Raw genomic sequence first — 25,530 nt, 5'->3', positions numbered from 1 at the left:
GGCTGCCGGTTTTGGGGGCGAGGGTACTTTTCAACCACTAACGGTGCCATCACCGAAGACATCGTACTTCAGTACCTGGAACAGCACATCGCTGATCCTACCGGCGCCAGCCGGTAGTCGTTCAGTTCATGATCGCACGACCGCGCGGGAGGTTCTTGACAGGGGGTGGAGCGGTTCCCAGATCATCGGTGCAAGGGGCCAGACCCGGCCCCGGAGAACTCTCGCAAACTGACTTTTGACGTATGGAACGCACGAAAGGAGGACTGCGATGAACATGACTTCCCTGATTCCGTGGAACCGCCGCAGCCCCACCGCATGGGCAGCAGAGCGCGATCCCTTCACACTCCTGCACAACGAGATCAATCGACTCTTTGACACCGCCTCGCGGGAACTCGGCGGTGCGCCCTTGGCGCTCGATGGCTTTGGTGGCTGGCCCCGGGTCGACGTGACCGATGCCGAGGATCATCTGCGCATCGACGCCGAGGTGCCGGGGCTGACCGAGAAGGACGTGGAGGTGACGCTGAAGGACGGCGTTCTCACCCTGAGCGGCGAGCGCAAGGTCGAGCACGATGACAGCGACCGCCGCGTCTCTGAGCGGTTCGTGGGCCGGTTCGCGCGCCAGATACCGCTTGGCTACGAAATCGACGAGGACAACGTTACGGCCCGTTTCGCCAATGGCGAACTGACCGTGACACTGCCCAAAACGGCACAGGCTCAGAATCAGGCCAAGCGGATCGAGATCCAGTCCGCGGCCTGATCCGGGAGCCGGACCCGCAGACACAAGGGCGCACCTGCCGAGTGCGCCCTTTCTTCATCAAACCCTGCGCGCGCTGCACGTCAGGCCAGCATCACCATAGGGTTCTCGAGGTTCTCGACGATCTGCCTGAGCAGGTCCGCGCCCATCGCGCCGTCGATGACCCGGTGATCCACCGACAGCGTGACCGACATGACCGTAGCCACGGTCAGCTCGCCATCCGCGCCCACCACCGGCTTCTTCAGCCCCGCGCCGACGGCGAGGATCGCGCCATGCGGCGGGTTGATGACCGCGTCGAAATTCTCGATCCCGAACATCCCGAGATTGGAGATGGCGAAGGTGCCGCCCTGATACTCCTGTGGTGCCAGCTTGCGGTCTCGGGCACGCTTGGCGAGGTCCTTCATCTCCGCCGACAGCGCCGAGAGCGATTTCATCTCGGCATCCTTGAGCACGGGCGTGAACAGGCCCCCCTCGATGGCGACGGCTACGGCGACGTCAGAAGGCTTGAGCTTGAGCACCTTGTCGCCGGCCCAGACGGCATTGGCATCTGGCACCGCTTGCAGCGCCAATGCGCAGGCCTTGATGATGAAGTCGTTGACCGACAGCTTGACGCCGCGCGGCTCGAGCTGCTTGTTGAGATCGGCACGGAACTTCATCAGCGCGTCGAGGCGGATCTCGCGGCGCAGGTAGAAATGCGGCACGGTCTGCTTGGCCTCGGTGAGACGCGCGGCGATGGTCTTGCGCATCCCGTCGAGCTTGACCTCCTCGAACTCGCGGCCCTCGTACATGGCCATGACGGCATCCGGGGACGGGCCGGAGGGCGCTGCCGGGGCAGGGGCCTTGTCCGCAGGTTTGGCGGCCTCCTTGGCGGGGGCGGCTGTGGGCTTGGCCCCCTCCACATCCGCGCGCACGATACGGCCATGCGGACCCGAGCCCTTGATCTGCGTCAGGTCGAGCCCCTTCTCTGCCGCGATCCGGCGGGCGAGGGGCGAGGCGAAGATGCGCTCGCCTTTCTCGTCTTTGGGTGCTGCGGGAGCCGGGGTATCGGATTGCGCAACAGGCTCTGCGGCCTTGCCCTTGCCGGAGCCCTCGCCGCCCGCTTTCTCGTCCTTTTCGGGCTCTGCCGCCGCGTCCGCTTCCGGGGCGCTCGCGCTGCCCGATGCGATATCGTCCGCGCTCTCACCCTCTTCCAGCAGTACGGCGATAGGGGTGTTCACCTTTACCCCCTCGCTGCCTTCCTCCACGAGGATCTTGCCGATGGTGCCTTCGTCCACGGCCTCGAATTCCATCGTGGCCTTGTCGGTCTCGATCTCGGCCAGCAGGTCGCCCGCATTGACGGTATCGCCCTCTTTCACCAGCCATTTGGCCAGCGTGCCCTCTTCCATCGTTGGTGAGAGGGCGGGCATCAGGATTTCGGTCGGCATCGCGTCTCTCCCTTACCGGTAGGTCACTTGGCGCACGGCATCGATCACCTCTTTGGTAGAGGTCAGCGCCAGCTTTTCCAGATTGGCCGCATAGGGCATCGGCACGTCCTTGCCGGTGCAGTTGATGACCGGCGCGTCAAGATAGTCGAAGGCCTGCTGCATCAGCACCGAAGAGATGTAGCTGCCGATGGAGGGCACCGGCCAGCCTTCCTCCACCGTCACGCATCGGTTGGTCTTCATCACCGAGGCGATCACCGTGTCGGTATCCATCGGGCGCAGGGTACGCAGGTCGATCACCTCGGCCTCGATCCCGTCTTCGGCCAGCTTTTCGGCTGCCTCCAGTGCGTAGGTCATGCCAATGCCGAAGCTGACGATGGTCACGTCAGCCCCCTCGCGCCAGATCTTGGCCTTGCCGAAGGGGATGGTGAAATCATCCATCTTGGGCACCTCGAAGGACTTGCCATAGAGGATCTCGTTCTCGAGGAAGATGACCGGGTTTGGGTCGCGGATGGCACTTTTCAGCAGGCCCTTGGCGCAGGCCGCCGAATAGGGCTGCACGACGCGCAGCCCGGGTACCTGGGCGTACCATGCGGCGTAGTCCTGGCTGTGCTGGGCACCCACGCGCGCCGCCGCCCCGTTGGGACCGCGAAACACGATCGGGCTGCCCATCTGCCCGCCCGACATGTAGAGCGTCTTGGCCGCCGAGTTGATGATCTGGTCGATCGCCTGCATGGCGAAATTCCACGTCATGAACTCGACGATGGGGCGCAAACCGCCCCAGGAGGCACCCACCCCGATCCCGGCAAAGCCGTGCTCGGTGATGGGCGTGTCGATCACGCGCTTGGCGCCGAATTCATCGAGCAGGTTCTGGGTTATCTTGTAGGCGCCCTCGTACTCGGCCACCTCCTCGCCCATGATGAAGACGGTGTCGTCGCGGCGCATCTCCTCGGCCATGGCCGCATTCAATGCCTCGCGTACCGTCTTCTTTTCCATCTCGGTGCCCTCGGGCCAGTCTGGGCTGGCATCCGCCTTCGGCGCGGCGGGCGCCTTGGCCTCCGCCGGGGCGGATTTCGCCTCCGGCTCGGGGCTTTTCTCGGCGGCTTGCGGGGCAGGGGTGCTTGACGCGGTGTCGATATCGTCCGCGCTCTCGCCTTCCTCCAGCAGCACGGCGATGGGGGTGTTGACCTTGACGCCCTCGGTGCCGTCCTCGATCAGGATCTTGCCGATGGTGCCCTCGTCCACGGCCTCGAATTCCATCGTCGCCTTGTCGGTTTCGATCTCGGCCATGATGTCACCGGCGTTGACGGTGTCGCCTTCCTTGACCAGCCATTTCGCGAGTGTCCCTTCTTCCATCGTCGGCGAGAGGGCGGGCATCAGAATTTCGGTTGCCATTGTCGTCTCTCCTCCTCAGGCGTTCTGCGGCGTCACGTCGGCGATGATATCGGTCCACAATTCCTCGACCGCGGGCTCGGGGCTGTCCTTGGCGAAATCGGCGGACTTGTTGACGACATCCTTGATCTCCTTGTCGATCGCCTTGAGGTCTTCCTCAGAGGCATGACCGCCCGAGATCAGCAATTCGCGCACGTGCTCGATGGCGTCCTTTTCCTCGCGCATCTTCTGCACCTCTTCGCGGGTGCGGTATTTCGCGGGGTCGGACATCGAATGGCCACGATAGCGGTAGGTCTTGATCTCCAGGATATACGGCCCCTTGCCGGCGCGGCAGTGCTTGACCGCCTTGTCGCCCGCCGCCTTGACGGCGAGCACATCCATCCCGTCTACCGCCTCGCCGGGGATGCCGAAGGCCGCGCCCCGGGTGTAGATGTCGGGGGTGGAGGTCGAGCGTTTCTGCGACGTGCCCATGGCATACTGGTTGTTCTCGATCACGAACACCACCGGCAGGCTCCACAGAGAGGCCATGTTGAAGGTTTCGTAGACCTGTCCCTGGTTGGCCGCACCGTCGCCGAAATAGGTGAAGGTCACGCGATCGTTTTCGAGGTACTTGTCGGCGAAGGCGAGCCCCGCGCCAAGCGGCACGTTGGCCCCCACGATGCCGTGGCCGCCGAAAAACTGCTTGTCGGTGGAAAACATGTGCATCGAGCCGCCCTTGCCGCGGCTGTAGCCGCCTTCGCGACCCGTCAATTCGGCCATCACGCCCTTGGGGTCCATCCCGCAGGCCAGCATGTGGCCGTGGTCGCGGTAGGTGGTGATGCGCTTGTCGCCCTCCTCGGCGGCGGCCTCGAGGCCCACGACGACCGCTTCCTGACCGATATAGAGGTGACAGAATCCGCCGATCAGCCCCATGCCGTAGAGCTGGCCCGCCTTTTCCTCGAATCGGCGGATCAGGAGCATGTCGCGATAATAGGTCTTGAGCTCGTCGGCGGAAACGTTTGGTTTCGATGCGCTTTTCCGGGGGGCCATACGGTGCTCCTCCTTGGTGGCGGAAATGGTTTAGCGTTAAACAATCTCTTACAACAATCGCGCTTTCGTGGCGAGACCGAATTTTCCGGAGGGGGCAGGACGGCGTGGGTCCGCGTTTAGCGGATCACGATCTCGTCGCCGCGCAGCAGGCCCAGCACGTCGCGCGCCTGCTCATCAAGAAGGTCGAGATCGAGGTATTCATCCGACAGCCGTTTGGTGAGGTTCTCCATCCGCGCCACTTCCGCTTCCAACTCGGCAAGCTGGCGGGCGAGCCGGGCGTTCTGCGCCTCGATCTCGGCGCGGCGAAACAGCCCGTAATCACCCTGAACCGCAGCATAGGCGAAATACACGCCCAGAAAGAACGCGACGGTCAGCCCTGCCAGGGCACCCCAGGGGCGGCTCTTGGACTCCATGCTCGACTCCTCGGTGCGCGGTCTCGGGCCACGCTTTGCCAGACAACCATGCCACAGGTGGCCATGCTTGTGAATCCCCTTTCCTCGGGCCGCGCCGATGCTTAGCCTTCTTGCGAGGAGGATCGCCGCCATGCCCGACAGCCCCGCCCGCGCGTGCCTTGCCACCCACGAGGTCACCAACCAGCCCGCGCCGCGCGGCGATCTCGACCTGTGGGCGGGCGACCCGGCGCTCGCGACTCACGCCGGGGCGGCGGGCGCCGACGCGGCGCGGCTGGCCGATTTCGGCGCCAGTATCGGCACGGCGGCGATGCGCGCAGCGGGGCGCGACGCCAATCGCCATCCACCCGAATTCGTGCCGTTCGACGCGGGCGGGCGGCGGCTCGACGCGGTGCGCTTTCATCCCGCCTATCATGATCTGATGCGCGTCGGCATCGGCGCGGGTTATGCCGCTATCCCGTGGGAGGCGGCGGCGGGCGGCCACGCCACCCATGCCGCGATGGTCTACCTGATGAGCCAGGTGGAGCCGGGCGTGTGCTGCCCGATGACGATGACCTATGCCGCGATTCCCGCGCTCAAGGCCGACAAGGCGCTGTTCTCGGATTGGGTACCCAAGCTCACCGCCCGCCTCTACGATCCGGCGCCGCGGCCGCTGCGGGCCAAGGGTGGCGCGACGATGGGCATGGCGATGACGGAGAAGCAGGGCGGCTCGGACGTGCGCGCCAACGCCACCACCGCCACGCCAGAGGGCGCGTATTACCGCCTCACCGGGCACAAGTGGTTCTGTTCCGCGCCAATGTCTGACGGCTTCCTGACACTGGCGCAGGCAGAGGGGGGGCTCACCTGTTTTCTCGTCCCGCGCTGGCTCGACGAGGGGCGAAACGCCATCCATATCCAGCGGCTCAAGGACAAACTCGGCAACCGTGCCAACGCCTCGGTCGAGATCGAGTATCACGGCGCGATCGCGCATCGGTTGGGCGAGGAGGGCGCGGGCGTGCGCACCATCATCGAGATGGTGCACCACACGCGGCTTGACACCGCGATGGCCCCCGCCGGGCTGATGCGCGCCGCGCTGTCGGAGGCGCATTACTGGGCCTCCCACCGCTCCGCCTTTCAGAAACGGCTGATCGACCAGCCGCTGATGCGCGCCGTGCTGGCCGATCTCGCGCTCGACTGGGAGGGCACGCTGGCGTTGGGGATGCACGTCGCGCGTGCCTTCGACGGGCGCGGGTCCGAGGCGCGCGCCTTTGCCCGGCTGGGTGTGGCGCTTGCGAAATTCCTCGGCAACAAGCTCTGCCCCGGCCTGGTCTACGAGGCGATGGAGTGCCTGGGCGGCATGGGGTATGTCGAGGACACCCCACTGCCGCTGCTCTACCGCGAGGCGCCGCTCAACTCGATCTGGGAGGGGTCGGGCAACGTGATCTGTCTCGACATCCTGCGCACGCTGGCCCGTGAGCCCGCGGCAGGCGAGGCGCTGAGCGCCGAACTGGCCACGGTGGCGGGACAGGATCGCCGCTTTGACGCGGCAATGCGCGCGCATATGGAGACCTTCCCCAAGCCCCCCGGGGAGGCGCAGGCGCGCTGGTATGCCGAGAGCCTCGCCACCCTGCTCACCGCCTCGGTGCTGATGCGTCACGCGCCCGACGCGGTGGCCGGGGCCTATATCGCCACGCGGCTGGCAGAGCCGCGCGGCCGCGTGGCCGGGGCCGTGGGCGGGATCGACCCCGCGCCGGTGTTGGAGCGGCTGGGCGGGGGTATAGATTAAATTCACAAACCTGCATGTGATTGACGCAGATCAAGGTAGCAATGGGCTGGGGCGGCGTAACGTGCATTGGTGAAAGAGACATTCCGAATTCACCTTAACCACCGGAGCATCCCATGCGCACCATCCTTTCCGCCGCCGCCCTCGGCCTTGCCACCGTCGTCGCGCCCGCAACGCAGGCCTCTGACGCCGCGCAGCTCGTCACCATCCTCACCAGCGACGAGCCGCAGACGCAGCTCATGAGCATGGTGCTGACCATGCAATCCATGCAGGCCGGGGCAGGGGCCTACGTGCTTCTGTGCGGCCCGGCGGGCGATCTCGCGCTCAAGGACGCGCCCGAGGCCGCCACCGCGCCGCAGCCGCCCAAGGGCATGAGCCCGCAGGCCCTCATGCAGAAGATCATGGCGCAGGGTGCCACGGTCGAGGTCTGCGCCATCTACCTGCCGGGCAAGGGGGTGGGTGAGGATGCGCTGCTCGACGGCATCGGTGTGGCCAAGCCGCCTGCGGTGGCGGCGCGCCTGCTGGCCGATGATACGCGGATCATGTCGTTCTGAGAAGTTGGCGAAGCGGGGCAGCCTGATCGGCAGCCCTGCCTTCGTGGGTGGTGTTGGGGTGGAACCGCCGTTCGTCTCCTTGCCCCTGCGCGGCTAACGCGAACGCAGGCTCCGCCCCTCACGCCTCGGCCTTCTTCTCCCACTTGCCCGATTCTTCGGACCAGTACTGTGCCGCACAGCCCGCACCGGTCAGCGCGCGCCACTGCCCGCGCGCGGTGTCCTTCGCGGTCTCGTCATTGCCGTCAAAGAGGATGCAGACCCGCTCCAGCGCCTGCACCTCCTCAGCCATGACCTCGGCCCCGTCCACCGCCATCAGGCAGGCCGCGCCGTTGGGATGCTCGGTGCCGGTTGTCAGCAAGACCGGCTGCATCGCGTCATGCGGCCCGCCCGCGCGCCCGTGCGGCAAAAAACCGTCCTCCGGCCCCAGCCAGAGCCGTGCATCGAGCCAGTCCAACCGCGCCGGATCGCGCCCGCGCACGGCGACGCACCAGCCCGCCGCCAGCGCCTTTTCCAACAGCAGCGGCAGGGTCTGCTCCAGCGGGCGGCGCGTCAGGTGATAGAAATAGGCCGCCCCCATCAGCCCTCCTCGAAGCGGTCGCGCACCAGTCGGTCGAGGGTTAGCACTCCCCAGCCGCTCGCGCCCTCGGGGGCGTGGACGCTCTCGGCCTTGACGCTCGCCATGCCGGCGATGTCGAGATGCACCCAGGGCGTGCCATCCTCGATGAACCGGTGCAGGAACTCGGCCGCCGTGATCGTGCCCGCGGGCCGTCCGCCCACGTTCTTGACATCGGCGATGCGGCTCTTGAGCGCCTTGGCATATCCCTTGCCCAGCGGCAGCCGCCACAGCCCCTCACCCTCGGTGCGGGCGGCGCGCAGCACCGCCTCGCACAGCGCATCGTCGTTGCTGAGCGCCGCCGCGTTCTCGTGGCCGAGCGCGATGATCGCCGCCCCGGTGAGGGTAGCAAGGTCGATCACGGCGCAGGGCTTGTAGGTCTGTTGCGCGTACCACAGCACGTCCGCCAGCACGAGGCGCCCCTCGGCATCGGTGTTGATAACCTCGACCGTGTCGCCCTTCATCGAGGTGACGACATCGCCGGGGCGCACCGCGTTGCCCGAGGGCATGTTTTCCACCAGCCCCACGAGGCCGACGACATTGGCCTTGGCACCGCGTCCGGCCAGCGCGCGCATGACGCCGGTGACGACGCCCGCGCCGCCCATGTCCATGGTCATGTCCTCCATGCCCGCCGCCGGCTTGATCGAGATGCCGCCGGTGTCGAACACCACCCCCTTGCCGACCAGCGCGAGCGGTGCCGCGTCGCCGCCGCCCTGCCACTCCATCACCGCCAGGTGCGAGGGGCTCGCGCTGCCTTGTCCCACGCACAGAAGCGCGCCCATCCCGAGCCGCTCCATCTCTGCCTCGTCCAGCACGGTCACCTTGACCCCCAGCGCCGACAGCGCCTCGATCTCGGCGACAAAGGCGGTGGTGGTCAGGTGGTTGGCCGGGGCGTTCACCAGGTCGCGGGTGAGGAACACGCCCTCCGCCACCTCCCGCAGCGGCGAGAATGCTGCCTCGGCGGCCCCTGGGTCGCGGACCATGACGATGATGTCTTCCTGCACCGCGATGTCGCCGGTCTTGTGCGCGGCGAAATCATAGGCCCGCAGCACCGCGCCGAGCGCCACCTCCGCAGGCCGCTTGAGGGTGCCGCCCAGCAGGGTGAGCGGCTTGTCGCCCTTGGCACGACCAAGCGCCACACCCGCGCGGCGGCTCGTCTCGGCATCGGCGTTGCGCGGCAGCACCACCACGTCGAGCGCCCGCGCCGCCAGCCCGGAGGGCCAGTCGAGGGTGAGCACATCGCCCGCTTCCTTGCCGTCGAGCGCGCCGCCCTCGATCAGCCGCGCGAGTGCGCCCCGCGTCAGACGATTGACCCGCCGCCCGCCGGGATCGAGCTTGCCATCCGGGGTCACGATGACGGCCACGCGGCCCTCGGCGGTGGCGATGGCATCAAGGTCGGTCTCGACAAAGCGGACAGAGGCGGGAGAGGTCATTCGGCGGGGCTCCTTTTCACGGTTCACGCCAGACCTAGCGCGCTCTGCCGCCGATGGCCAGTTAGCAGTTTTCCCCCGTCACCAATTCCGCTAGGTTGCCCGGCAAGACTGCTGTCGCGGGGGGGGAGAAGTGACCAGATTCGACAGATACATGCTGTCGCAATTGATGGTGTTGTTCGGTTTCTTCGCGCTCGTTCTGGTGTCGATCTTCTGGATCAACAAGGCGGTGCGCATGTTCGACAAGCTCATCGGGGATGGCCAGCCCGCATGGGTCTTCTTCGAGTTCACCGCGCTTACCCTGCCGGCGGTGATCGGCAGCATGCTGCCCATCGCCGCCTTTGCCGCAGCCGTCTACGTGGTGCACCGTCTTTCCGCCGACAGCGAGCTCGCGGTGGTGCAGGCCACCGGTTATTCGCCGTGGCGGCTGGCGCGGGCGGTTGTGGTGTTCGGGCTGATCGTGGCGCTGATGATGTCAATACTCGCCCACCTGCTCATTCCCAACAGCCTGAGCCAGCTGCGCATGCGCGAGGACGAGGTGTCCCGCAATGTGACCGCCCAGCTTCTGACCGCGGGCGAGTTCCTGCACCCGGCGCCGGGTGTTACCTTCTATACCCGCGAGATCACGCCGGAGGGCGAGTTGCGCGACGTGTTCCTGTCGGATCGGCGCAATCCCGGTAGCGCGGTGACCTACACCTCGTCCCGCGCCTACCTGGTGCAGGATCCGGCGGGCACGCGGCTGGTGATGGTGGCGGGGCTGGCACAAAACATGCAGCAGTCGGGCCAAAAGCTCTTTACCACGCATTTCGAGGATTTCTCTCACGATATCAGCAGCCTTGTCAGCCGTGACGCGATTAACCTCAACAAGCTGGCCTTTGCCGGAACGCCCGAGCTGCTGCGCGACCCGCAGGCGGTGGCGGCGCGCACGGGGGCAGCACCCGGCGCGGTCATGGCAGAACTCCACGGGCGTTTCACGGCGGCGCTGATGTGCCTCGTGGCGGCGCTTGTCGGATTCGCCACACTGCTGGTTGGCGCATTCAGCCGCTTCGGCGTGTGGCGGCAGGTGCTGGTGGCCTTCGGCCTGCTGGTGGGACTCAAGCTGATCGAGAGCGCGGTGCTGGCACCGGTGCTGGTGACCGCGGCACTCTGGCCGCTGCTCTACCTGCCGTCGCTGGGGGGGCTGGCACTGGCAGTGGGGATTTTATGGCTGGCGCAGCGCCCCGGTGTATGGCGGCGGATCGCGAACGCGATCTGGCCGTGGTGGCGGCGGGCGAGGGGGGCGGGCGCATGATCCTGCACGCCTATCTCGCGCGACGCTTCGTGACGAATTTCGCCGGGGTGGCGCTGTCACTGGGGGTGGTGCTCGCCCTGATCGAACTGATCGACAAGCTGGGCGATTTTCCCGACCGGCCCGTCGGCGATGTGCTGGGGTTGGTGGCGCTCAAGATGCCCTGGGCCAACTATGAAATTCTGCCGCTGGTCGTGATCCTTGCTTCGGTGGCGCTGTTCCTGCGGCTCGCGCGCTCGTCCGAGCTGGTGGTGCTGCGCGCCTCGGGGCGCTCGGCGCTTGGCGGGCTGATGGCGCCGGTGGCGGTCACGCTGGTGCTGGGGCTGCTGGCGGTAGCGGTGGGCAACCCGATCGTCGCTGCGACCTCCAAGCGCGATCACGATCTCTCGAACCGTTATCGCGGGATCGAGACTGCGGCACTCGCGGTCGCGGCCGAGGGCCTGTGGCTTCGGCAGGGCGACGCCGACGGGCAAACGGTGATCTTTGCCGAGCGCGCGAGCGCCGACCTTGGCACGCTGCACGCGCCAACATTTGTCGAGTTCGCGCCGGATGGCGCGCCTGCGCGCCGTATCAGCGCGGCAAGCGCCCGGCTGGGCGCGGGTGCCTGGCACCTGGAGGACGTAAAGATCTGGACGCTGGATCGTGGCAGCAACCCCGAGGCCGAAGCGCAACGCATGTCGGCGCTCGAGCTGCCCTCGGATCTCACGCAGGACCGCATTCTCGACAGCTTCGGACGGCCCCGCTACATCCCGGTCTGGGATCTCCCCGGCTTTATCGCGCAGCTCGAGGCGGCGGGCTTCTCGGCGCGGCGCTACGCGGTCTGGTTCCAGAGCGAACTGGCACGCCCGGTCTTTCTGGTGGCGCTGGTGTTGATGTCGGCGGCGTTCACCATCGGCCATGTGCGCGGTGCCAATGTCGGGTTGCGGGTGCTGACCGCGGTCATTGTCGGGTTCGGGCTGCATTACGTGCGCAATTTCGCGCAGATACTGGGTGAGAACGGGCAGATACCGGTGGCGCTGGCGGCGTGGGTGCCGCCGGTGGCGGCGCTGTTCCTGGCGGTCGGCCTGATCCTGCACCTGGAGGATGGCTGATGCGGGCGCTGCGGCTGATCCTCGCGCTCGTGGGCGCGCTCCTCACCGGGGCGGAGCCGTTCGCCGCGCAGGACCTGCCACCCGATCCGGCGATGCTGGTGGCCGATGATGTGATGCTGGACACCGACAACCGGCTCATCGCGCGAGGCAATGTCGAGGCGTTCCACGACGGGCGGCGGCTCACCGCGCGGGAGATCGTCTACGACCGCGCAACGGATCGGCTCGAGATCACCGGGCCGCTGTCACTTACCGAGGACGAGGGTGAGACGGTGGTGGTCGCCGACAGCGCATCGCTCGACCGCGACCTCGTCAATGGCATCCTGCGCGGCGCCCGAATGGTGATGCAGGACCAGCTCCAGCTCGCCGCGCATCGGATGCGGCGCACGGACGCGCGCGTCACCGAGCTTTACAAGGCTTCAGTCACGTCCTGCCGGATCTGCGAGACCGGGCGCCCGCCGCTGTGGCAGATCCGCGCCCGGCGGATGATCCACGACAGCGAGAAGCGGCGGCTCTATTTCTACGACGCGCAACTGCGCGTGCTCGACACGCCGGTCCTCTACCTGCCGCGGCTGCGGATGCCCGACGGCTCGGTGGATCGCGCCACCGGGTTTCTCACGCCCGAGTTCGTCAACTCCACCCTGCTTGGTAGCGGCGTGCGGGTTCCCTATTTCATCGTTCTGGACGATCACCGCGACCTGACCGTGGCCCCGTTCTGGGCAACCGACTCGCGCCGGATAGAGCTGCGTTACCGGCAGGCGTTCCGAAACGGCGATATCGAGATCAATACCGCGCTTTCCGACGACGATTTCAACCCGCGCTCGACCCGCGGCTACCTGTTTGCTACCGGTCGGTTCGGGCTGCCGCGCGATTTCTTTCTCCGCTTCGATCTTGAACTGGCGAGCGACGATACCTTTCTGCTCGATCACGGATTCTCCACCAAGAACCGCCTGCGAAGCGGCGTCTCGATCGAGCGCGCGCGGCGCGACGAGTACACCCGCCTCGCGCTCGACCATTTCCAGAGCCTGCGCGTAAACGAGAGCGATTCCACCTTGCCCAGCATCGTCGCTGACGGCGAATATACCCGGCGCATATTTCCGTCGCGGCTGGGGGGCGAGCTGAGCCTCACGGCGCTCGCGCACAGCCATTACCGCACGTCCAGCCTGCGCACCGACGGCCCGGATTTCGACATCTTCGCCGACGGTCACGACGTGACCCGTTTTACCACCGAGGCCAATTGGCAGCGGCAATGGGCACTGTCCTCGGGGGTGCTTGCCACGGTCGAGACGGGGCTCGCGCTCGATCATTTCGAGATTGCCCAGATCGGGGTGACGGCACGCAGCCAGGCCACCGAGATCACGCCGAGCGCTGCCGTTCGCCTGCGCTGGCCGCTGATGAAGACGACGCGCGGAGGCGTGGCTCACGTGATCGAGCCGGTGGCCCAGCTTGCCTGGTCGGGCGGCTCGAACCCGGACATTCCCTTCGAGGAAAGCACCGCGGTCGAGTTCGACGAGGGCAACCTGTTCAACATCTCACGATTTCCATCGTCCGGTCGCCGCGAGCGCGGGGTGAGCGGCGCTGTCGGGCTGAGCTATGCGCGGGTGTCGCCCGACGGCTGGGAAGGGCGGCTGGCGTTAGGCCACGTGATCCGCGACGAGCGCCTGCTCGAGCCCACGGGCGCACCCAGCTTCACCCGCTCCTCGGGCCTGCGCGACCGCCGGTCGGATCTGCTCGTGGCCGCGCAGTACCGCAATCAGTCGGGGCTTGTCGTGACCGGGCGTAGCCTCTTTGACGACGTGTTCGACACCACCAAGGCCGAGGCACGGGTCAGTTGGCAGAATGCCCGCACCGATCTTGGCGCGACCTATACATGGCTGCCCTCCGATCCCGCCGAGCAACGCCCCTCGACCGTGTCGGAGTGGTCCTTCGACGGGCACCACCGCTTTGCCGATAACTGGACGGCCAGCGCCGAGTGGCGTTATGACGCGGCCACCGATCGCAGCATCCAGGCGGGGGCGGGGATCACCTACACCAACGAATGCGTGGACATCACCCTTTCGGTCTCGCGCCGCTTCACCTCCTCGACTATCCTTGAACCCGAGACCAACATCGGTTTTATCGTGGGGCTGCGGGGTTTTTCCGCCGCTTCGCGCGACAAGAGTTTCACTCGCACATGCAGGAAATGATGAGAATGACCCCGAGCCACCGCCCCGCGCCCTTCCTCCTCGCCGCGCTGTGCCTTGCCGTGCTGGTCGCGGTGGGGCTACTGCCATCCGGTCCGGCCCGGGCGCAGAACCTTTTCGCGCCGGTCATTCTCGTCAATGACAGCGCCATCACCCGCTACGAGCTTCAGCAGCGCGCGCGCATGCTGACGCTGTTCCGCGCGCCCGGCGACCCGGCGCAGCTCGCCCGCGAGCAGCTTATCGAGGAGCGTATCAAGCTCGAAGTCGCGAATGGCATGGGCATCTCCCTGAGCGAGGATGCGCTGCGCACGGGCATAGAGGAATTCGCCGGCCGTGCCGGGATGAACGCCGAGCAACTGATCGCCGCGCTGGCACAATCGGGCGTGTCGGAGCAGTCGCTGACCGAATTCGTGCGCGCGGGTGTCACCTGGCGCGAGGTCACCGCCGCGCGCTTTGCGGGGCGCGTCTCGGTCAGCCAGGAAGAGATCGACCGCGCCACACGGGCGCTGTCGGGCGGCGCGTCCGTGCGGGTGCTGTTGTCCGAGATCGTGCTGCCGGTAACCAGCGTCGAGGACGCCGAGGACAAGCAGCGGCTTGCCGCGCGCATCGCCACCGCCAATAGCGAAGGGGCCTTCGCCCGGTTTGCCCGTCAGCATTCGGCGGCACTGACCGCGGGGCGCGGGGGGCGGCTCGGCTGGCAGACGGTGTCTGACCTGCCGCAGGCGCTCCGGCAGGTGGCGCTCGGCCTCGCGCCCGGCGAGGTGTCCGAGCCGCTCCCCGTCGAGGGCGGGCTGGCGCTTATCTACATGCGCGACATCCGCGAGGGCTCGGCACCAAAGCCGGAATATTCCGCGATCGAGTACGCCAGCTATTACATCCCCGGCGGGCGCAGCGAACAGGCGCTGTCGCACGCGGCCGGCGTGCGCGCCCGGGTCGATACCTGCGACGATCTCTACGGCGTGGCGCAGGATCAGCCCCCCGAGGTTCTCGACCGCGTGAGCAAGGCGCCGGAAGAGATCCCCGCCGACATCGCCGCCGAACTTGCGCTGCTCGACCCCGGCGAAAGCTCGACGCGGCTGACCCGTTCGAACGGGCAGACGTTGATGTTCCTGATGCTGTGCGGGCGCACGCCCAAGCTCGATGACGAGCAACCCTCGATCGAGAACCTGACCAACTTCATCCGCAACCAGCGCATCCAGTCGCTGGCCGATGGCTATCTCCAACAGCTCTTGGCCGAGGCGCGGATCGTCGAGCCGTGATCGCGCTCACCTGCGGAGAGCCCGCGGGCATCGGCCCCGAGATCGCCGCAGGCGCTTGGGAAAAGCTGCGCGGGCGCGTGCCGTTTTTCCTGATCGGCGACCCGGCGCACCTGCCCGAGGACACTCCGCTTGCGGTGATCGACGCGCCGGGGGACGCCGCGCGTGCCTGCGGTGACGCGCTGCCGGTACTGCCCCATCCCTTCGCCGGGCCGCGCGTGCCGGGGGTGCCGCAACCAGCGCAGGCGCAGGCCGTCATCGACGTGATCGCCCGCGGCGTTGATCTGGTGCAGGCAGGCGCGGCATCGGCGCTCTGCACCGCGCCTATCCACAAGCAGGCGTTGCTAGAGGGGGCGGGGTTCGGTTTCCCGGGTCATACCGAGTATCTTGCCCATCTCGCAGGGGGCGCCCGGGTGGCGATGATGCTCGCGGGGCCCAGCCTTCGCGTGGTGCCCGCGACCATCCATATTCCCCTTGCAGAGGTGCCAGGCGCGCTCACCGCCGACCGGCTCGAAGAGGCGATCCGCATCACGCACGCCGCGCTCATCCGCGATTTCGGTATCCCGGAGCCGCGGCTCGCCGTGGCGGGGCTCAATCCGCATGCCGGCGAGGGCGGGCGTATGGGCCGCGAGGAAATCGAGATGATCGCGCCCTTGCTCGACCGGCTGCGCGCCGAAGGCATGGATTTGCGCGGCCCCATGTCCGCCGACACGATGTTCCACGCGGCGGCGCGGGCGCGCTATGACGCGGCCATTGCCATGTATCACGATCAGGCACTCATTCCCATCAAGACGCTGGATTTCGACCGCGGCGTGAACGTGACGTTGGGCCTGCCGTTCGTGCGGACCTCTCCCGATCACGGCACCGCGCTCGACATCGCCGGGCAGGGGGTGGCCGATCCTACCTCGCTCGTCGCGGCGCTGGAAATGGCCGACCGGCTGGCGCGGGCGCGCGCGGCATGAGCGGATTGGATGCGCTACCGCCGCTGTCGCAGGTGATCGCGGCGCATGGCCTCTCGGCGCGCAAATCTCTCGGGCAGAACTTCCTGCTCGATCTCAACCTGACGTCCAAGATCGCCCGCCAGGCGGGTGACCTCAGCGCCTGCGACGTGCTCGAGGTGGGGCCCGGCCCCGGCGGGCTCACTCGTGGCCTTTTGATGGAGGGCGCGCGCCACGTCCTCGCGGTGGAAAAAGACCCGCGCTGCCTGCCTGCGCTGGCCCAGATTGCCGAGGCCGCGCCAGGTCGGCTTACCGTGCTGGAGGGAGACGCGCTTGACATCGATCCGTTGGCGCATCTCACGCCGCCCATCCGCGTGGTCGCGAACCTGCCCTACAATGTGGGCACCGAGTTGCTGGTGCGCTGGCTCACGCCCACGGAATGGCCGCCCGTGTGGGAGACGCTGACCCTCATGTTCCAGCGCGAGGTCGCCCAGCGGATCGTCGCCGCGCCGGGGTCCAAGGCCTATGGACGGCTGGCGCTGCTGGCACAGTGGCGCACGGATGCGCGGATCGTCATGCACCTGCCGCCCAGCGCCTTCATCCCGCCGCCCAAGGTGTCGAGCGCGGTGGTGCACCTCACTGCGTTGCCCACGCCGCGCTATCCTGCGGATGCGCGCATCCTCGAACGCCTGGTGGCGCGCGCCTTCAACCAGCGGCGCAAGATGCTGCGCGCGGCGCTCAAGGGGGCGGCCCCCGATATCGAGGATCGGCTCCTGGCCGCCGGTATCTCGCCCACAGATCGAGCCGAGACAGTTGATCTCGAACGGTTCTGCGCTCTGGCCCGGTTGATGCCGGGGGCAAAGCCCGAGTAGAGCATGTTGCTCAAGAGCGGGAACCGGTTTTGAGCTCCTCGAACACGCGAAATCAAGGGGTTGAAGCGTGCCGCGTGAAGGCGATTGAACGCAAGACGCCGCAAGGGCTGCCGCGCCCTATTTCTGTGCCAGCGCCCAGGCGCAAATCGGAAAATCCGGCTCGTCGGTCAGGTCGTCGGTTTCGGGGTCGTAGGGTGGCGGCCACGGACCTTCGAGGTTGCGCAGCGCGGCGGCGCGGTTGCCCCATTGCCGGGCGGTGATCCTGCGCGCGTCGAATCCGGCCTCGATGAGCAGGTTCTTCAACCCCCGCGCGCTCCAGCGCGAGCAATCCACCGGATCACCGTGATACGGGATGAAGAACGGCACGGCGAGCCAGAACCAGCCTTCCTCGCGCAGCATCTCGCGCACGTGGCGCGTGGCGGCATAGGGCCGGTCGAGGTGCTCCCACACCTGGTTGGCGAGGATCAGGTCGAATTGCTGCACTGCGCCGGCGGCATCATGAAACGCGCCCTCGCAGATGTCGTGGCGCGGATAGCGAAAGCGCGTGTAGCTGCGAAAGGCGAAGCGCCGCCCGAACTTGCCCGAAATCTCGGCGGCATCGAGTGTTTCCGGCTCCAGCGCCTCGATCCAGCGGCGGGTGGCTTTCTGCATGACGATGCGGTTCAGACTGGCCACGCGGCGGGGCTCCTTACGGGGTCCGGGCGTTTACCCTGCCCGAGCCATGCACAGCGCGCAAGCCGCTACTCGTCATCCACCACCGAGAAGAGATGCGGCACCGCCGGGCAGGGCGCCAGCGCGTTGCCCACCACGTCGCTCAGCCGCGCCTGGTGCAGGAACACGTAGACATGAGCGCTTAGCCCCTCCCAGAGCCGGTTCGACAGCGATTGTGCGCGGCTGCCGCTCGCCCCGCCCGACGCACCCGCCCCCTTGTGCAGCGCGTCGACCGTCTCGTCCACCGCCGCCAGCACCTCGGCCACGCGAATTTCCGAGGTCGGGCGCGCCAGCCGGTAGCCGCCGCCGGGGCCACGCACCGATTCAACCAGCCCCGCGCGGCGCAGCTTGACGAAGAGCTGTTCGAGATAGGGCAACGAGATATCCTGTCGCCGCGATACTTCGCCCAGCGTGACCACCTCACCCTCGGGCTGAAGCGCGATATCGACCAGCGCAACCATCGCGTAGCGCCCCTTGGTGCTGAGTTTCATGGCCCTTCCTCCTCGATACGGAGCGACACAGATTGACCTTGGACGGCGCAGGGCTTATCTCGGCCTTCAGCCGCATCGGTGTCGATGATCCCGCTTGCCTAGAGCGCGGCGTCGGTTCCGTCAAGAAATTCGCCTGCGCAGGACAGTGACATAAAAAGAGAGCATAAATGCCCGAGGTAATCTTTCCCGGCCCCGAGGGCCGTCTCGAAGGCCGGTATCACCCGCAGCGCGACCGCGATGCGCCTATTGCCATCGTCCTGCACCCGCACCCGCAATTCGGCGGCACGATGAACAACAAGGTCGTCTACAACCTGCATTACGCCTTTTACAAGATGGGCTTTACCGTCATGCGCTTCAACTTTCGGGGTGTCGGACGCAGCCAGGGTGAGTACGATCAGGGCGTGGGCGAGCTTAGCGATGCCGCCTCGGCGCTCGACTACCTGCAATCCATGAACGCCAATTCCAAGCATTGCTGGGTCGCGGGCTTTTCCTTCGGCGCGTGGATCGGGATGCAATTGCTGATGCGGCGGCCCGAGATCACCGGCTTCGTCTCTGTGGCGCCCCCCGCCAACATGTACGATTTCTCCTTCCTCGCGCCCTGCCCAGCGTCGGGCCTCGTCATCAACGGCACCGCCGACCGCGTGGCCCCGCCCGCCGATACCACCCATCTCGTTGCCAAGCTCAAGGAGCAGCAGGGCATCACCATCACCCATGAGGAAATCGAGGGCGCGGACCATTTCTTCCGCGATCCCTACATGGACACGATGGTCGACAGCGTTACCGACTACGTCAAGCGCCGCCTGACCGAAACCACCCGCTGAGGCCGCATCATGGGCGTGACAGAAGACCTTGCTGACGAACTGGCCCGCGACGTCATCAAGGCGATCGATGCCACCGGCGACGAGGATCTCGTGGGCGAGATCACCAAGGTGCTCGGCGCGTCCTCGCAGACCGCCGAAGAGGCCTTCCTCACCGCATTGCGCGTGCGCCGCGCCAACCTCAAGGCCCGCGCGATCCTGATGGAGCGGCTGCGTCGCTTCAAGGCCGAGAAAGACGCTGCGACCGATACCGGGGCGGGCGGCTAGCCCGGCTTTCGGAACATCGGCCAATAGCGGTCTGGCGCGTCCCTCGCATCCCTGATCTTTTCCTTTGGCTCGGTGCTCTCGGCGCTGGCGATCACCGACGTGTTCGCGGTGCTGGCCAGCGCGATCCTGCCGTCGGGGCCGGCGATGCTGCTCTTGGCCGACAACGTCTCCGCCTTCCTTCAGAAGAACCGCATGTACGAGGTGCTGGGCCTGTTCATCCTGCTGATCGTCGGGGGGGTCTTGTTGAGCGAGGCGGCGCAGGCGGCGGCGCATGCCACGCATGACGATACCCTTGCGCTCAGGTTCTTCGGCTACGAGGTGGTGTCGATGTCCAAGACCACCTTCTATTTGTCGGTGGTGGTGCTGTTCGTGGTCGAGATTGTGCAGTCACGCTATCGCCGCAAGCTCGACGTCGAACGGCGCGCGCTGGCGGCGCGCCGCGCTCCCGGTCAGGGGATCAACCGCCGAACATAGCCGGGCAGGGCAAAGGCCGCCTTGTGCACCTCGGGGGTGTAGTAGTCCGGCGCGAACCCGGCAGCATCGAGCCGCCCCTGTAACACGTCGAGCGGCGTGTCGCGCGCGGTACCGTCGGTGCCCCAGCCAAAGGCCATCGGCCCGCCCGCATAGGTGGGGATTGTGGCCAGGTAACAGGTCGCGTCGGCAAAGAGCGCGCGAAAGGCGCGCATGGTGTTGGTCAGCTCCTCGCCCTGCAGGAAGGGCACGCCGTTCTGCGTCACGAGGATACCGTCCTCGGCGAGCGCGCGTTTCGCGTGGCCGTAGAACGTCTCGGTAAAGAGCACCTCGCCCGGCCCGATGGGATCGGTGGAATCGACGATGATGACGTCATAGCCGCCCTTGGTCTGCCGGATGAACTCGGCCCCGTCGGCGATCACCAATTCCAGCCGCGGGTCGTCAAAGGCGCCCGCGCTCAGCATCGGCAGGTATTCCTTGGAAAAATCCACCACGCCCGCATCGATCTCGACCATCGTGACATGTTCGACGCTGTCGTGCCGCAGCACCTCGCGCGCCATGCCGCCATCACCGCCGCCGATGATGAGCACGCGCCGCGCCCCCCCGTGGGCGAGGATTGGCACATGGGTCAGCATTTCGTGGTAGATGAAATTGTCGCCCTCGGTGGTCTGCACCACGTCGTCGAGCGTCAGCACGCGACCAAAGGTGCCGTTCATGAACACCTTCAGCCGCTGATGGTCGGTCTTGCTGTCATACAGCATCTCGTCCACGCGCAGGGATTGCGCGTAGTCGGGATGCAGGTTCTCGCGCGTCCAGTCGCTCATGCCGCGACACCGGCCTCGCTTACGAGACCCTCACCACGCTTGAGTTCGCGCACGCGGACATCGGCGGTGCCGAAGGCCGATTTCAGCACGTCCACGGCCAGCCACGGCCGGGCGTCGCCGCACATGAACACGTCGAACGCGCCATAGCCGATCTCGGGCCAAGTGTGCACCGAGATGTGGCTTTCGGCCAGCACCGCCACGCCCGAGACGCCCTGCGGCGAGAACTTGTGGGTATGGATGTGCAAGAGCGTTGCCCCGCAGGTGTCCACGCAGTCACGGAACGCCTGCTGGATGCGGCCCTCGTCGTCGAGTCCGTGGCCGTTCACCACCTCGATGATGAGATGCGTTCCCGCAAACACGGTGCCATCGCGCCGGATGAAGTGATCCTCGCGGTCCTCGTCCAGCACGTCGCGGGCGAAAATGGTGTGATCGTTCGCGGGGGTGATCCCGCGGGCGGTGTCTTCCTCTTGGGCGCCTGTCTCCAGACCGATCCCCAGTTGGAAGAGGTTGGCGTCTTTCATGGCGCTCCCCTTCTTACCAGTAGATTGAATCCAGTCGGTCCCTTAGCGCCCCCCCGGAAGACATCCGAAGTTGGGATCGGTCCCGATCAAGTGAGGGGCACATAGGGGTGCGCCTTGAGTCGTGCAAGCCATTTCTGCCAAGTGTGCGAAATAAATTTGACCTGCGGCCCCGTGGCCCATGCCGCGCGGGGGCGAGACTTGGAAGAGCGATGGGGTAAATTAATACCGTAATTGTAACAGATTGAAATATAGTATTTAATTAAGAGCGCGGGCCATTGACGTGGCGCAAAACCCGCGTATAACCCGCCCATCGACCGGCCCGGCCATGCCCGAGGTCCGGACATCACTGGAATAACAGCAAGGTTCTGCCCGAAATGAAGACGTTTTCCGCAAAACCGGCAGATATCGAGAAGAGCTGGATCGTGATCGACGCAGAGGGCGTCGTTCTGGGCCGCCTCGCCTCGATCATCGCCATGCGCCTGCGAGGCAAGCACAAGCCGAGCTTTACCCCGCACATGGACATGGGTGACAACGTGATTGTCATCAATGCCGACAAGGTGCAGCTCACCGGCAACAAGCGCAACAAGCCCAACTATTGGCACACCGGCCACCCCGGTGGGATCAAGAGCCGCACCACCGGCGAAATCCTCGAGGGCAAGTATCCCGAGCGTGTGGTGATGCAGGCCGTCAAGCGGATGCTGCCTGGCAACCGGCTGAGCCGCCGTCAGATGACCCATCTGCGCGTCTATGCCGGCACCGAGCATCCCCATGAAGCCCAGAACCCCGAGGTTCTGGACGTCAAGAACATGAACTCCAAGAATACGCGGGTGGCTTACTGATGGCTGAAGAAATCAAATCCCTCGAAGGTCTCGAAGCCGTCGCAGGCGAGGTGACCGCGTCCCCCGAGGCCGTTGAGACGCCGCGCGAGCCGGTGCGCGACGCGCTCGGTCGCTCCTACGCCACGGGCAAGCGCAAGGACGCCGTGGCCCGCGTCTGGATCAAGCCCGGCTCGGGCAAGGTTGTCGTCAATGGCAAGCCGATCAACGATTATTTTGCACGCCCCGTGCTCCAGATGATCCTCAAGCAGCCGTTCACCGTGTCGGGCACCGAGGACCAGTTCGACGTGATGGCGACGGTCAAGGGCGGCGGCCTGTCTGGCCAGGCGGGCGCCGTCAAGCATGGCGTATCCAAGGCGCTCCAGCTTTACGATCCGTCCCTGCGCGGTGCGCTCAAGGCTGCCGGCTTCCTCACCCGCGACAGCCGCGTGGTCGAGCGCAAGAAATACGGCAAGGCCAAGGCGCGCAAGAGCTTCCAGTTCTCCAAGCGCTGATCGTCGGCAACTGCCAGATCAATGGAAGGGCCGCCTCCAGGGGCGGCCCTTTGCATTTCGTGGTGCGGACGAGGTTAGCTACGCGCGGTAAACGCCTCAGCCCAGCGCCTTGTGCATCTTGCAGCGCGTCAGGATCACGCCTCTTCGCTCGACCCGCTCCTCCATCACCACGTGCCAACCGCTCTTCAGGAAGAAGGGGCGGGCAACTAAACTAGCCTCGGTTGTAAGTCGCTTTGCGCCACGGTCTTTGGCCCACCGTTCTGCTTCACGCAGGAGTGCGCGCCCCACGCCTATCCCGGTTGCTGATGGCAGAACGAATGCGATTTCGATGTAGCCCGTTGGGTCGACAGTGAAGAATCCGACCGGCTCGTCATCCATCTCCGCGACGAACCCCGTCAGGGTCTCCAGTCGTTTTTTCCAGCGATCAAGATGAATCGTCTCTCCGCCCCACGCGAGCCGCTGTTCGTAGTTGTAGGCTCCTCTTGTGCCTTCATGGACCGCGCAGAAGAAGATGCGACCAACAGCACGATAATCCCCAACGACCAAGGGCCTGATGTCTACACGATTGCCCATATCTTCCTCTCTTACCGGCGTCGTCGTCTTTGTAGCGGGCTCTAGCAACCGCAGTAATGTCCGCCAATCCCGAAGATTTTTCGAAAGCCTCTGTTCGACATGGTTTCGTAGTCGCGAGGGCCGCCGCGCGAGCATGCACCGCGAAACGCCAATAGCTGGCCGCCGGGACGGGTCAGGGGGCCGTTCACGGCTTCGTCAACAGGTGCGATTTAGGTTCACTCACCGTGATGCCGGTGCATACTCCGGCCCCAGGGCTCGATCCCGCGGAGAGGAGCGGGCGTGAGGAGAAACCATGACCGGCACCGTCAAATTCCTGCACCATCCCACGTCGCAGCCCTGCCGGGCGGTGCATCAGCTCATGCTGGAGACGGGCGTTCCCTTCGAGGAGGTGATCGTCAACCTGATGGATGGCGAGAACGAGACCGACGACTTCAAGACCACCTACAACCCCACCGGGCAGGTGCCGATCCTCGTGGATGGCGATTTCACCCTGTGGGAAAGCGCCGCCATCGGCTTCTACCTCTCCGAACGGTTCGACCTTCCGGGCAACTGGCTGGGCCGCGACACGCGGCAGCGGGCCTTGATCCAGCAATACACGCATTTCCACTCCACCATGCTGCGGCGCGGGGCGGGGGCGTTTTTCTACACGCGCTTCGCAGAATGCATCTGGGGTCCGCGCGACTATTCCCCAGAGATCGCCATGGGCCGCTACATGCTGGCACAATCCATGCCGATCGTTGAGACTTGGCTGGAGCGCCACACCCACCTCTGCGGCGACGAGATCAGCTTTGCCGATTTGCTGGCGTTTCACGAATTCGTCTCGCACGAGGCCGGCGCGATCATCCCGGCGGAGGAGTGGGCACGCTTTCCCCGCATCCGCACCTGGTTCGAGCGGCTACAGGAGCGACCGCACGCCAAGGCCGTGAGCGGCATGATCATGGAGGTGGGCGCGATGCGCCAGGCCGGGCACATGATCCCCATGACTCGCCGCACCTCGCTCGCCAAGGGCACCGCCGTCAAGCCCGGCCTGCCGGGCTGAAGCCCGCACGCGGCAGGCGTCGCGCGGGCCGGTTTCTCCTTGCGTGTGCCCGTGCCCACCCATAGAAGGGCCGCGATCTTGACCGCCGCGGACGCCTCCGCGGCCCGATGCATAGGAAAGGACGAACATGCAGGTCACCGAAACCCTCAACGAAGGTCTCAAGCGCAGCTACAAGATGGTGCTATCGGCGCAGGCTCTCGAAGACAAGGTCACCTCCAAGCTCAAGGAAGCGCAACCCGAGATCGAACTCAAGGGGTTCCGCAAGGGCAAGGTGCCGCTGCCGCTTTTGAAAAAGCAGTTCGGCCAGCGGGTCCTCGGCGAGGCGATGCAGGAAAGCGTCGATGACGCGATGAAGGCGCATTTCGCCGAGAAAGGCGAGCGCCCGGCCTTTGAGCCCGACGTGAAGATGGCCAACGAAGAGTGGAAAGAAGGCGACGACGTCGAGATCGAGATGACCTACGAGGCGCTGCCGGAAATCCCGGAGGTCGATCTCGGCACGCTCAAGCTCGAACGGATGGTCGTCAAGGCCGACGACGCGGCCGTGGACGAGGCCCTAAAGAACCTTGCCGAGAGCGCGCAGGACTTCAAGGACCGCAAGAAGGGCACCAAGGCCAAGGACGGTGACCAGGTGGTGGTCGATTTCGTCGGCAAGGTCGATGGCGAGCCGTTCGAGGGCGGGGCCGCGGAGGATTATCCGCTCACGCTCGGCTCGGGCAGCTTCATCCCCGGCTTCGAGGAGCAGCTCGTCGGCGTCAAGGTGGGCGAGGAGAAGGCCGTAACGGTGACCTTCCCCGAGGAGTACCAGGCCGAGCATCTGGCGGGCAAGGAAGCGGTGTTCGACTGCACGGTAAAGGCCGTGAAGGAGCCCGTCGCCGCCGAGATCGACGACGAACTGGCGCAGAAATACGGCGCCGAGGACCTTGCCGGACTCAAGCAGCAGATCGGCGAACGGCTCGAGCAGGAATATGCCGGAGCCGCGCGCGCGATCCTCAAGCGTAACGTGCTCGACGCGCTTGACGAGAAGGTGACCTTCGAGTTGCCGCCGACGATGGTCGAGACAGAGGCCAAGCAGATCGCGCACCAGCTCTGGCACGAGGAAAACCCCGAGCACGAAGGCCACGACCATCCCGATATCGAACCGACCGAGGAGCATACGAAGCTCGCTGAGCGGCGCGTGCGGCTCGGGCTTCTGCTGGCTGAACTGGGTCAGAAGGCCGAGGTCGAGGTGACCGATGCCGAGATGACGCAGGCGGTGATGAACCAGGCGCGCCAGTACCCCGGCCAGGAGCGGGAATTCTTTGAATTCGTGCAGAACAACCCGCAGATGCGCCAGCAGATGCGCGCACCGATCTTCGAAGACAAGGTGATCGACTACGTGGTCGAACTGGCCGATGTCTCTGACAAGGAAGTGTCCAAGGAAGACCTCGAGAAGGCGATCGAGGAGATGAACGACGAGTAAGCCCTATAGGGCAAGACCGTCGCCAAGCGATCAAAG

General features: G+C 66.0%; 27 protein-coding genes. 16 read left to right on the top strand and 11 right to left on the bottom strand.

Features of this window, described 5'->3' with window-relative positions; genetic code table 11:
• Window positions 1-268 precede the first annotated feature (268 nt).
• Window positions 269-757, top strand: a complete 489-nt coding sequence (locus C6W92_RS12105; RefSeq protein WP_129433558.1) for an Hsp20/alpha crystallin family protein — start codon at window positions 269-271, stop codon at window positions 755-757.
• Window positions 758-837: 80 nt separating this feature from the next.
• On the opposite strand, the gene C6W92_RS12100 is transcribed toward C6W92_RS12105, so the two are convergent.
• The 4 genes from C6W92_RS12100 to C6W92_RS12085 all read right to left on the bottom strand — a co-directional run bounded on the left by C6W92_RS12100 (window position 838) and on the right by C6W92_RS12085 (window position 5,009).
• A complete protein-coding gene (locus C6W92_RS12100; RefSeq protein ID WP_129433555.1) occupies window positions 838-2,178 on the bottom strand; it encodes a pyruvate dehydrogenase complex dihydrolipoamide acetyltransferase in 1,341 nt (446 codons plus the stop codon).
• Between the two features lie 12 nt (window positions 2,179-2,190).
• Window positions 2,191-3,570 (bottom strand): pyruvate dehydrogenase complex E1 component subunit beta, encoded by a 1,380-nt coding sequence (locus C6W92_RS12095; protein ID WP_129433552.1) that lies wholly within the window; start codon window positions 3,568-3,570, stop codon window positions 2,191-2,193.
• Between the two features lie 15 nt (window positions 3,571-3,585).
• Complete coding sequence (gene pdhA / locus C6W92_RS12090; RefSeq protein WP_129433549.1) at window positions 3,586-4,596, bottom strand: pyruvate dehydrogenase (acetyl-transferring) E1 component subunit alpha; 1,011 nt, start codon at window positions 4,594-4,596, stop codon at window positions 3,586-3,588.
• 116 nt (window positions 4,597-4,712) lie between these two features.
• Window positions 4,713-5,009 (bottom strand): septum formation initiator family protein, encoded by a 297-nt coding sequence (locus C6W92_RS12085; RefSeq protein ID WP_104017357.1) that lies wholly within the window; start codon window positions 5,007-5,009, stop codon window positions 4,713-4,715.
• A 130-nt stretch (window positions 5,010-5,139) separates the two neighbouring features.
• On the opposite strand from C6W92_RS12085, the gene C6W92_RS12080 reads away from it, so the two are divergent.
• On the top strand, window positions 5,140-6,771 hold the full coding sequence (locus tag C6W92_RS12080; RefSeq protein WP_129433546.1) for an acyl-CoA dehydrogenase family protein: 1,632 nt from the start codon (window positions 5,140-5,142) through the stop codon (window positions 6,769-6,771).
• 113 nt (window positions 6,772-6,884) lie between these two features.
• Window positions 6,885-7,322 carry a hypothetical protein gene (locus C6W92_RS12075; protein WP_129433543.1) on the top strand — a complete coding sequence of 146 codons (438 nt, stop codon included), beginning with the start codon at window positions 6,885-6,887 and terminating at the stop codon, window positions 7,320-7,322.
• A gap of 118 nt (window positions 7,323-7,440) precedes the next feature.
• On the opposite strand, the gene C6W92_RS12070 is transcribed toward C6W92_RS12075, so the two are convergent.
• Window positions 7,441-7,899, bottom strand: coding sequence for a DNA polymerase III subunit chi (locus C6W92_RS12070; protein ID WP_129433538.1), 459 nt, complete (start codon window positions 7,897-7,899; stop codon window positions 7,441-7,443).
• Window positions 7,899-9,368: a leucyl aminopeptidase gene (locus C6W92_RS12065; RefSeq protein WP_129433535.1), complete on the bottom strand. Its 1,470-nt coding sequence runs from the start codon at window positions 9,366-9,368 to the stop codon at window positions 7,899-7,901. Before C6W92_RS12065 ends, C6W92_RS12070 begins: the two co-directional genes overlap by 1 nt.
• A gap of 151 nt (window positions 9,369-9,519) precedes the next feature.
• Between C6W92_RS12065 and lptF the strand changes: the two genes are divergently transcribed.
• From lptF to rsmA, 6 genes are read left to right on the top strand one after another with little or no spacing between them, the layout of a single operon-like run.
• The gene (gene lptF / locus C6W92_RS12060) at window positions 9,520-10,656 is read left to right on the top strand and encodes an LPS export ABC transporter permease LptF (RefSeq protein WP_206735528.1); all 1,137 of its coding nucleotides are present in this window, start codon (window positions 9,520-9,522) and stop codon (window positions 10,654-10,656) included.
• Entirely contained in the window at window positions 10,593-11,744 is a 1,152-nt protein-coding gene (gene lptG / locus C6W92_RS12055; RefSeq protein WP_347232797.1) for an LPS export ABC transporter permease LptG, read from the top strand. Before lptF ends, lptG begins: the two co-directional genes overlap by 64 nt.
• Window positions 11,744-13,927 carry an LPS assembly protein LptD gene (lptD, locus tag C6W92_RS12050; protein WP_164989227.1) on the top strand — a complete coding sequence of 728 codons (2,184 nt, stop codon included), beginning with the start codon at window positions 11,744-11,746 and terminating at the stop codon, window positions 13,925-13,927. Before lptG ends, lptD begins: the two co-directional genes overlap by 1 nt.
• A gap of 5 nt (window positions 13,928-13,932) precedes the next feature.
• A complete protein-coding gene (locus C6W92_RS12045) occupies window positions 13,933-15,183 on the top strand; it encodes a peptidylprolyl isomerase (RefSeq protein WP_129433530.1) in 1,251 nt (416 codons plus the stop codon).
• A complete protein-coding gene (gene pdxA, locus C6W92_RS12040; RefSeq protein WP_129433527.1) occupies window positions 15,180-16,142 on the top strand; it encodes a 4-hydroxythreonine-4-phosphate dehydrogenase PdxA in 963 nt (320 codons plus the stop codon). Before C6W92_RS12045 ends, pdxA begins: the two co-directional genes overlap by 4 nt.
• On the top strand, window positions 16,139-16,990 hold the full coding sequence (gene rsmA, locus C6W92_RS12035; RefSeq protein WP_129433525.1) for a 16S rRNA (adenine(1518)-N(6)/adenine(1519)-N(6))-dimethyltransferase RsmA: 852 nt from the start codon (window positions 16,139-16,141) through the stop codon (window positions 16,988-16,990). The genes pdxA and rsmA overlap by 4 nt, the downstream gene beginning before the upstream one ends.
• Before the next feature lie 117 nt (window positions 16,991-17,107).
• On the opposite strand, the gene C6W92_RS12030 is transcribed toward rsmA, so the two are convergent.
• Together C6W92_RS12030 and C6W92_RS12025 are read right to left on the bottom strand one after the other, a co-directional pair.
• Window positions 17,108-17,665: a class I SAM-dependent methyltransferase gene (locus tag C6W92_RS12030; RefSeq protein WP_241691149.1), complete on the bottom strand. Its 558-nt coding sequence runs from the start codon at window positions 17,663-17,665 to the stop codon at window positions 17,108-17,110.
• A gap of 65 nt (window positions 17,666-17,730) precedes the next feature.
• Complete coding sequence (locus C6W92_RS12025; protein ID WP_104017368.1) at window positions 17,731-18,192, bottom strand: Rrf2 family transcriptional regulator; 462 nt, start codon at window positions 18,190-18,192, stop codon at window positions 17,731-17,733.
• A 167-nt stretch (window positions 18,193-18,359) separates the two neighbouring features.
• Between C6W92_RS12025 and C6W92_RS12020 the strand changes: the two genes are divergently transcribed.
• From C6W92_RS12020 to C6W92_RS12010, 3 genes are read left to right on the top strand one after another with little or no spacing between them, the layout of a single operon-like run.
• On the top strand, window positions 18,360-19,013 hold the full coding sequence (locus C6W92_RS12020) for an alpha/beta hydrolase (protein WP_129433522.1): 654 nt from the start codon (window positions 18,360-18,362) through the stop codon (window positions 19,011-19,013).
• A 9-nt stretch (window positions 19,014-19,022) separates the two neighbouring features.
• A complete protein-coding gene (locus C6W92_RS12015) occupies window positions 19,023-19,277 on the top strand; it encodes a hypothetical protein (protein WP_129433519.1) in 255 nt (84 codons plus the stop codon).
• A 51-nt stretch (window positions 19,278-19,328) separates the two neighbouring features.
• The gene (locus tag C6W92_RS12010) at window positions 19,329-19,751 is read left to right on the top strand and encodes a hypothetical protein (protein ID WP_347232798.1); all 423 of its coding nucleotides are present in this window, start codon (window positions 19,329-19,331) and stop codon (window positions 19,749-19,751) included.
• Here C6W92_RS12010 and speE read toward each other — a convergent pair.
• Entirely contained in the window at window positions 19,727-20,572 is an 846-nt protein-coding gene (gene speE, locus C6W92_RS12005; protein ID WP_129433516.1) for a polyamine aminopropyltransferase, read from the bottom strand. The genes C6W92_RS12010 and speE overlap by 25 nt on opposite strands.
• On the bottom strand, window positions 20,569-21,093 hold the full coding sequence (speD, locus tag C6W92_RS12000; protein WP_129433513.1) for an adenosylmethionine decarboxylase: 525 nt from the start codon (window positions 21,091-21,093) through the stop codon (window positions 20,569-20,571). Before speD ends, speE begins: the two co-directional genes overlap by 4 nt.
• Window positions 21,094-21,467: 374 nt before the next feature.
• Here speD and rplM point away from each other — a divergent pair, with 374 nt between their 5' ends.
• Both rplM and rpsI read left to right on the top strand, forming a co-directional pair.
• On the top strand, window positions 21,468-21,932 hold the full coding sequence (rplM, locus tag C6W92_RS11995; protein WP_129433510.1) for a 50S ribosomal protein L13: 465 nt from the start codon (window positions 21,468-21,470) through the stop codon (window positions 21,930-21,932).
• Complete coding sequence (gene rpsI / locus C6W92_RS11990) at window positions 21,932-22,423, top strand: 30S ribosomal protein S9 (protein WP_104017374.1); 492 nt, start codon at window positions 21,932-21,934, stop codon at window positions 22,421-22,423. The genes rplM and rpsI overlap by 1 nt, the downstream gene beginning before the upstream one ends.
• A gap of 96 nt (window positions 22,424-22,519) precedes the next feature.
• Here the strand turns inward: rpsI and C6W92_RS11985 are convergent, their stop codons facing one another.
• On the bottom strand, window positions 22,520-22,996 hold the full coding sequence (locus C6W92_RS11985) for a GNAT family N-acetyltransferase (RefSeq protein WP_164989226.1): 477 nt from the start codon (window positions 22,994-22,996) through the stop codon (window positions 22,520-22,522).
• Between the two features lie 292 nt (window positions 22,997-23,288).
• On the opposite strand from C6W92_RS11985, the gene C6W92_RS11980 reads away from it, so the two are divergent.
• Both C6W92_RS11980 and tig read left to right on the top strand, forming a co-directional pair.
• Window positions 23,289-24,035: a glutathione S-transferase family protein gene (locus tag C6W92_RS11980; RefSeq protein WP_129433504.1), complete on the top strand. Its 747-nt coding sequence runs from the start codon at window positions 23,289-23,291 to the stop codon at window positions 24,033-24,035.
• Window positions 24,036-24,162: 127 nt separating this feature from the next.
• Window positions 24,163-25,494 carry a trigger factor gene (gene tig, locus C6W92_RS11975; RefSeq protein ID WP_129433501.1) on the top strand — a complete coding sequence of 444 codons (1,332 nt, stop codon included), beginning with the start codon at window positions 24,163-24,165 and terminating at the stop codon, window positions 25,492-25,494.
• Window positions 25,495-25,530 lie beyond the last annotated feature (36 nt).

It is taken from the genome of Roseovarius sp. A46 (assembly GCF_004126395.1).
GTDB lineage: Bacteria > Pseudomonadota > Alphaproteobacteria > Rhodobacterales > Rhodobacteraceae > Roseovarius > Roseovarius nitratireducens.
This window is presented reverse-complemented; position numbering and strand designations above follow the sequence as displayed.

Coding starts and splice junctions, on each gene's coding strand:
- C6W92_RS12105 (WP_129433558.1), top strand. CDS start 269: ATGAACATGACTTCCCTGATTCCGTGGAACCGCCGCAGCCCCACCGCA.
- C6W92_RS12100 (WP_129433555.1), bottom strand. CDS start 2,178: ATGCCGACCGAAATCCTGATGCCCGCCCTCTCACCAACGATGGAAGAG.
- C6W92_RS12095 (WP_129433552.1), bottom strand. CDS start 3,570: ATGGCAACCGAAATTCTGATGCCCGCCCTCTCGCCGACGATGGAAGAA.
- pdhA (WP_129433549.1), bottom strand. CDS start 4,596: ATGGCCCCCCGGAAAAGCGCATCGAAACCAAACGTTTCCGCCGACGAG.
- C6W92_RS12085 (WP_104017357.1), bottom strand. CDS start 5,009: ATGGAGTCCAAGAGCCGCCCCTGGGGTGCCCTGGCAGGGCTGACCGTC.
- C6W92_RS12080 (WP_129433546.1), top strand. CDS start 5,140: ATGCCCGACAGCCCCGCCCGCGCGTGCCTTGCCACCCACGAGGTCACC.
- C6W92_RS12075 (WP_129433543.1), top strand. CDS start 6,885: ATGCGCACCATCCTTTCCGCCGCCGCCCTCGGCCTTGCCACCGTCGTC.
- C6W92_RS12070 (WP_129433538.1), bottom strand. CDS start 7,899: ATGGGGGCGGCCTATTTCTATCACCTGACGCGCCGCCCGCTGGAGCAG.
- C6W92_RS12065 (WP_129433535.1), bottom strand. CDS start 9,368: ATGACCTCTCCCGCCTCTGTCCGCTTTGTCGAGACCGACCTTGATGCC.
- lptF (WP_206735528.1), top strand. CDS start 9,520: ATGCTGTCGCAATTGATGGTGTTGTTCGGTTTCTTCGCGCTCGTTCTG.
- lptG (WP_347232797.1), top strand. CDS start 10,593: ATGGCGGCGGATCGCGAACGCGATCTGGCCGTGGTGGCGGCGGGCGAG.
- lptD (WP_164989227.1), top strand. CDS start 11,744: ATGCGGGCGCTGCGGCTGATCCTCGCGCTCGTGGGCGCGCTCCTCACC.
- C6W92_RS12045 (WP_129433530.1), top strand. CDS start 13,933: ATGACCCCGAGCCACCGCCCCGCGCCCTTCCTCCTCGCCGCGCTGTGC.
- rsmA (WP_129433525.1), top strand. CDS start 16,139: ATGAGCGGATTGGATGCGCTACCGCCGCTGTCGCAGGTGATCGCGGCG.
- C6W92_RS12025 (WP_104017368.1), bottom strand. CDS start 18,192: ATGAAACTCAGCACCAAGGGGCGCTACGCGATGGTTGCGCTGGTCGAT.
- C6W92_RS12020 (WP_129433522.1), top strand. CDS start 18,360: ATGCCCGAGGTAATCTTTCCCGGCCCCGAGGGCCGTCTCGAAGGCCGG.
- C6W92_RS12015 (WP_129433519.1), top strand. CDS start 19,023: ATGGGCGTGACAGAAGACCTTGCTGACGAACTGGCCCGCGACGTCATC.
- speE (WP_129433516.1), bottom strand. CDS start 20,572: ATGAGCGACTGGACGCGCGAGAACCTGCATCCCGACTACGCGCAATCC.
- speD (WP_129433513.1), bottom strand. CDS start 21,093: ATGAAAGACGCCAACCTCTTCCAACTGGGGATCGGTCTGGAGACAGGC.
- rplM (WP_129433510.1), top strand. CDS start 21,468: ATGAAGACGTTTTCCGCAAAACCGGCAGATATCGAGAAGAGCTGGATC.
- rpsI (WP_104017374.1), top strand. CDS start 21,932: ATGGCTGAAGAAATCAAATCCCTCGAAGGTCTCGAAGCCGTCGCAGGC.
- C6W92_RS11985 (WP_164989226.1), bottom strand. CDS start 22,996: ATGGGCAATCGTGTAGACATCAGGCCCTTGGTCGTTGGGGATTATCGT.
- C6W92_RS11980 (WP_129433504.1), top strand. CDS start 23,289: ATGACCGGCACCGTCAAATTCCTGCACCATCCCACGTCGCAGCCCTGC.
- tig (WP_129433501.1), top strand. CDS start 24,163: ATGCAGGTCACCGAAACCCTCAACGAAGGTCTCAAGCGCAGCTACAAG.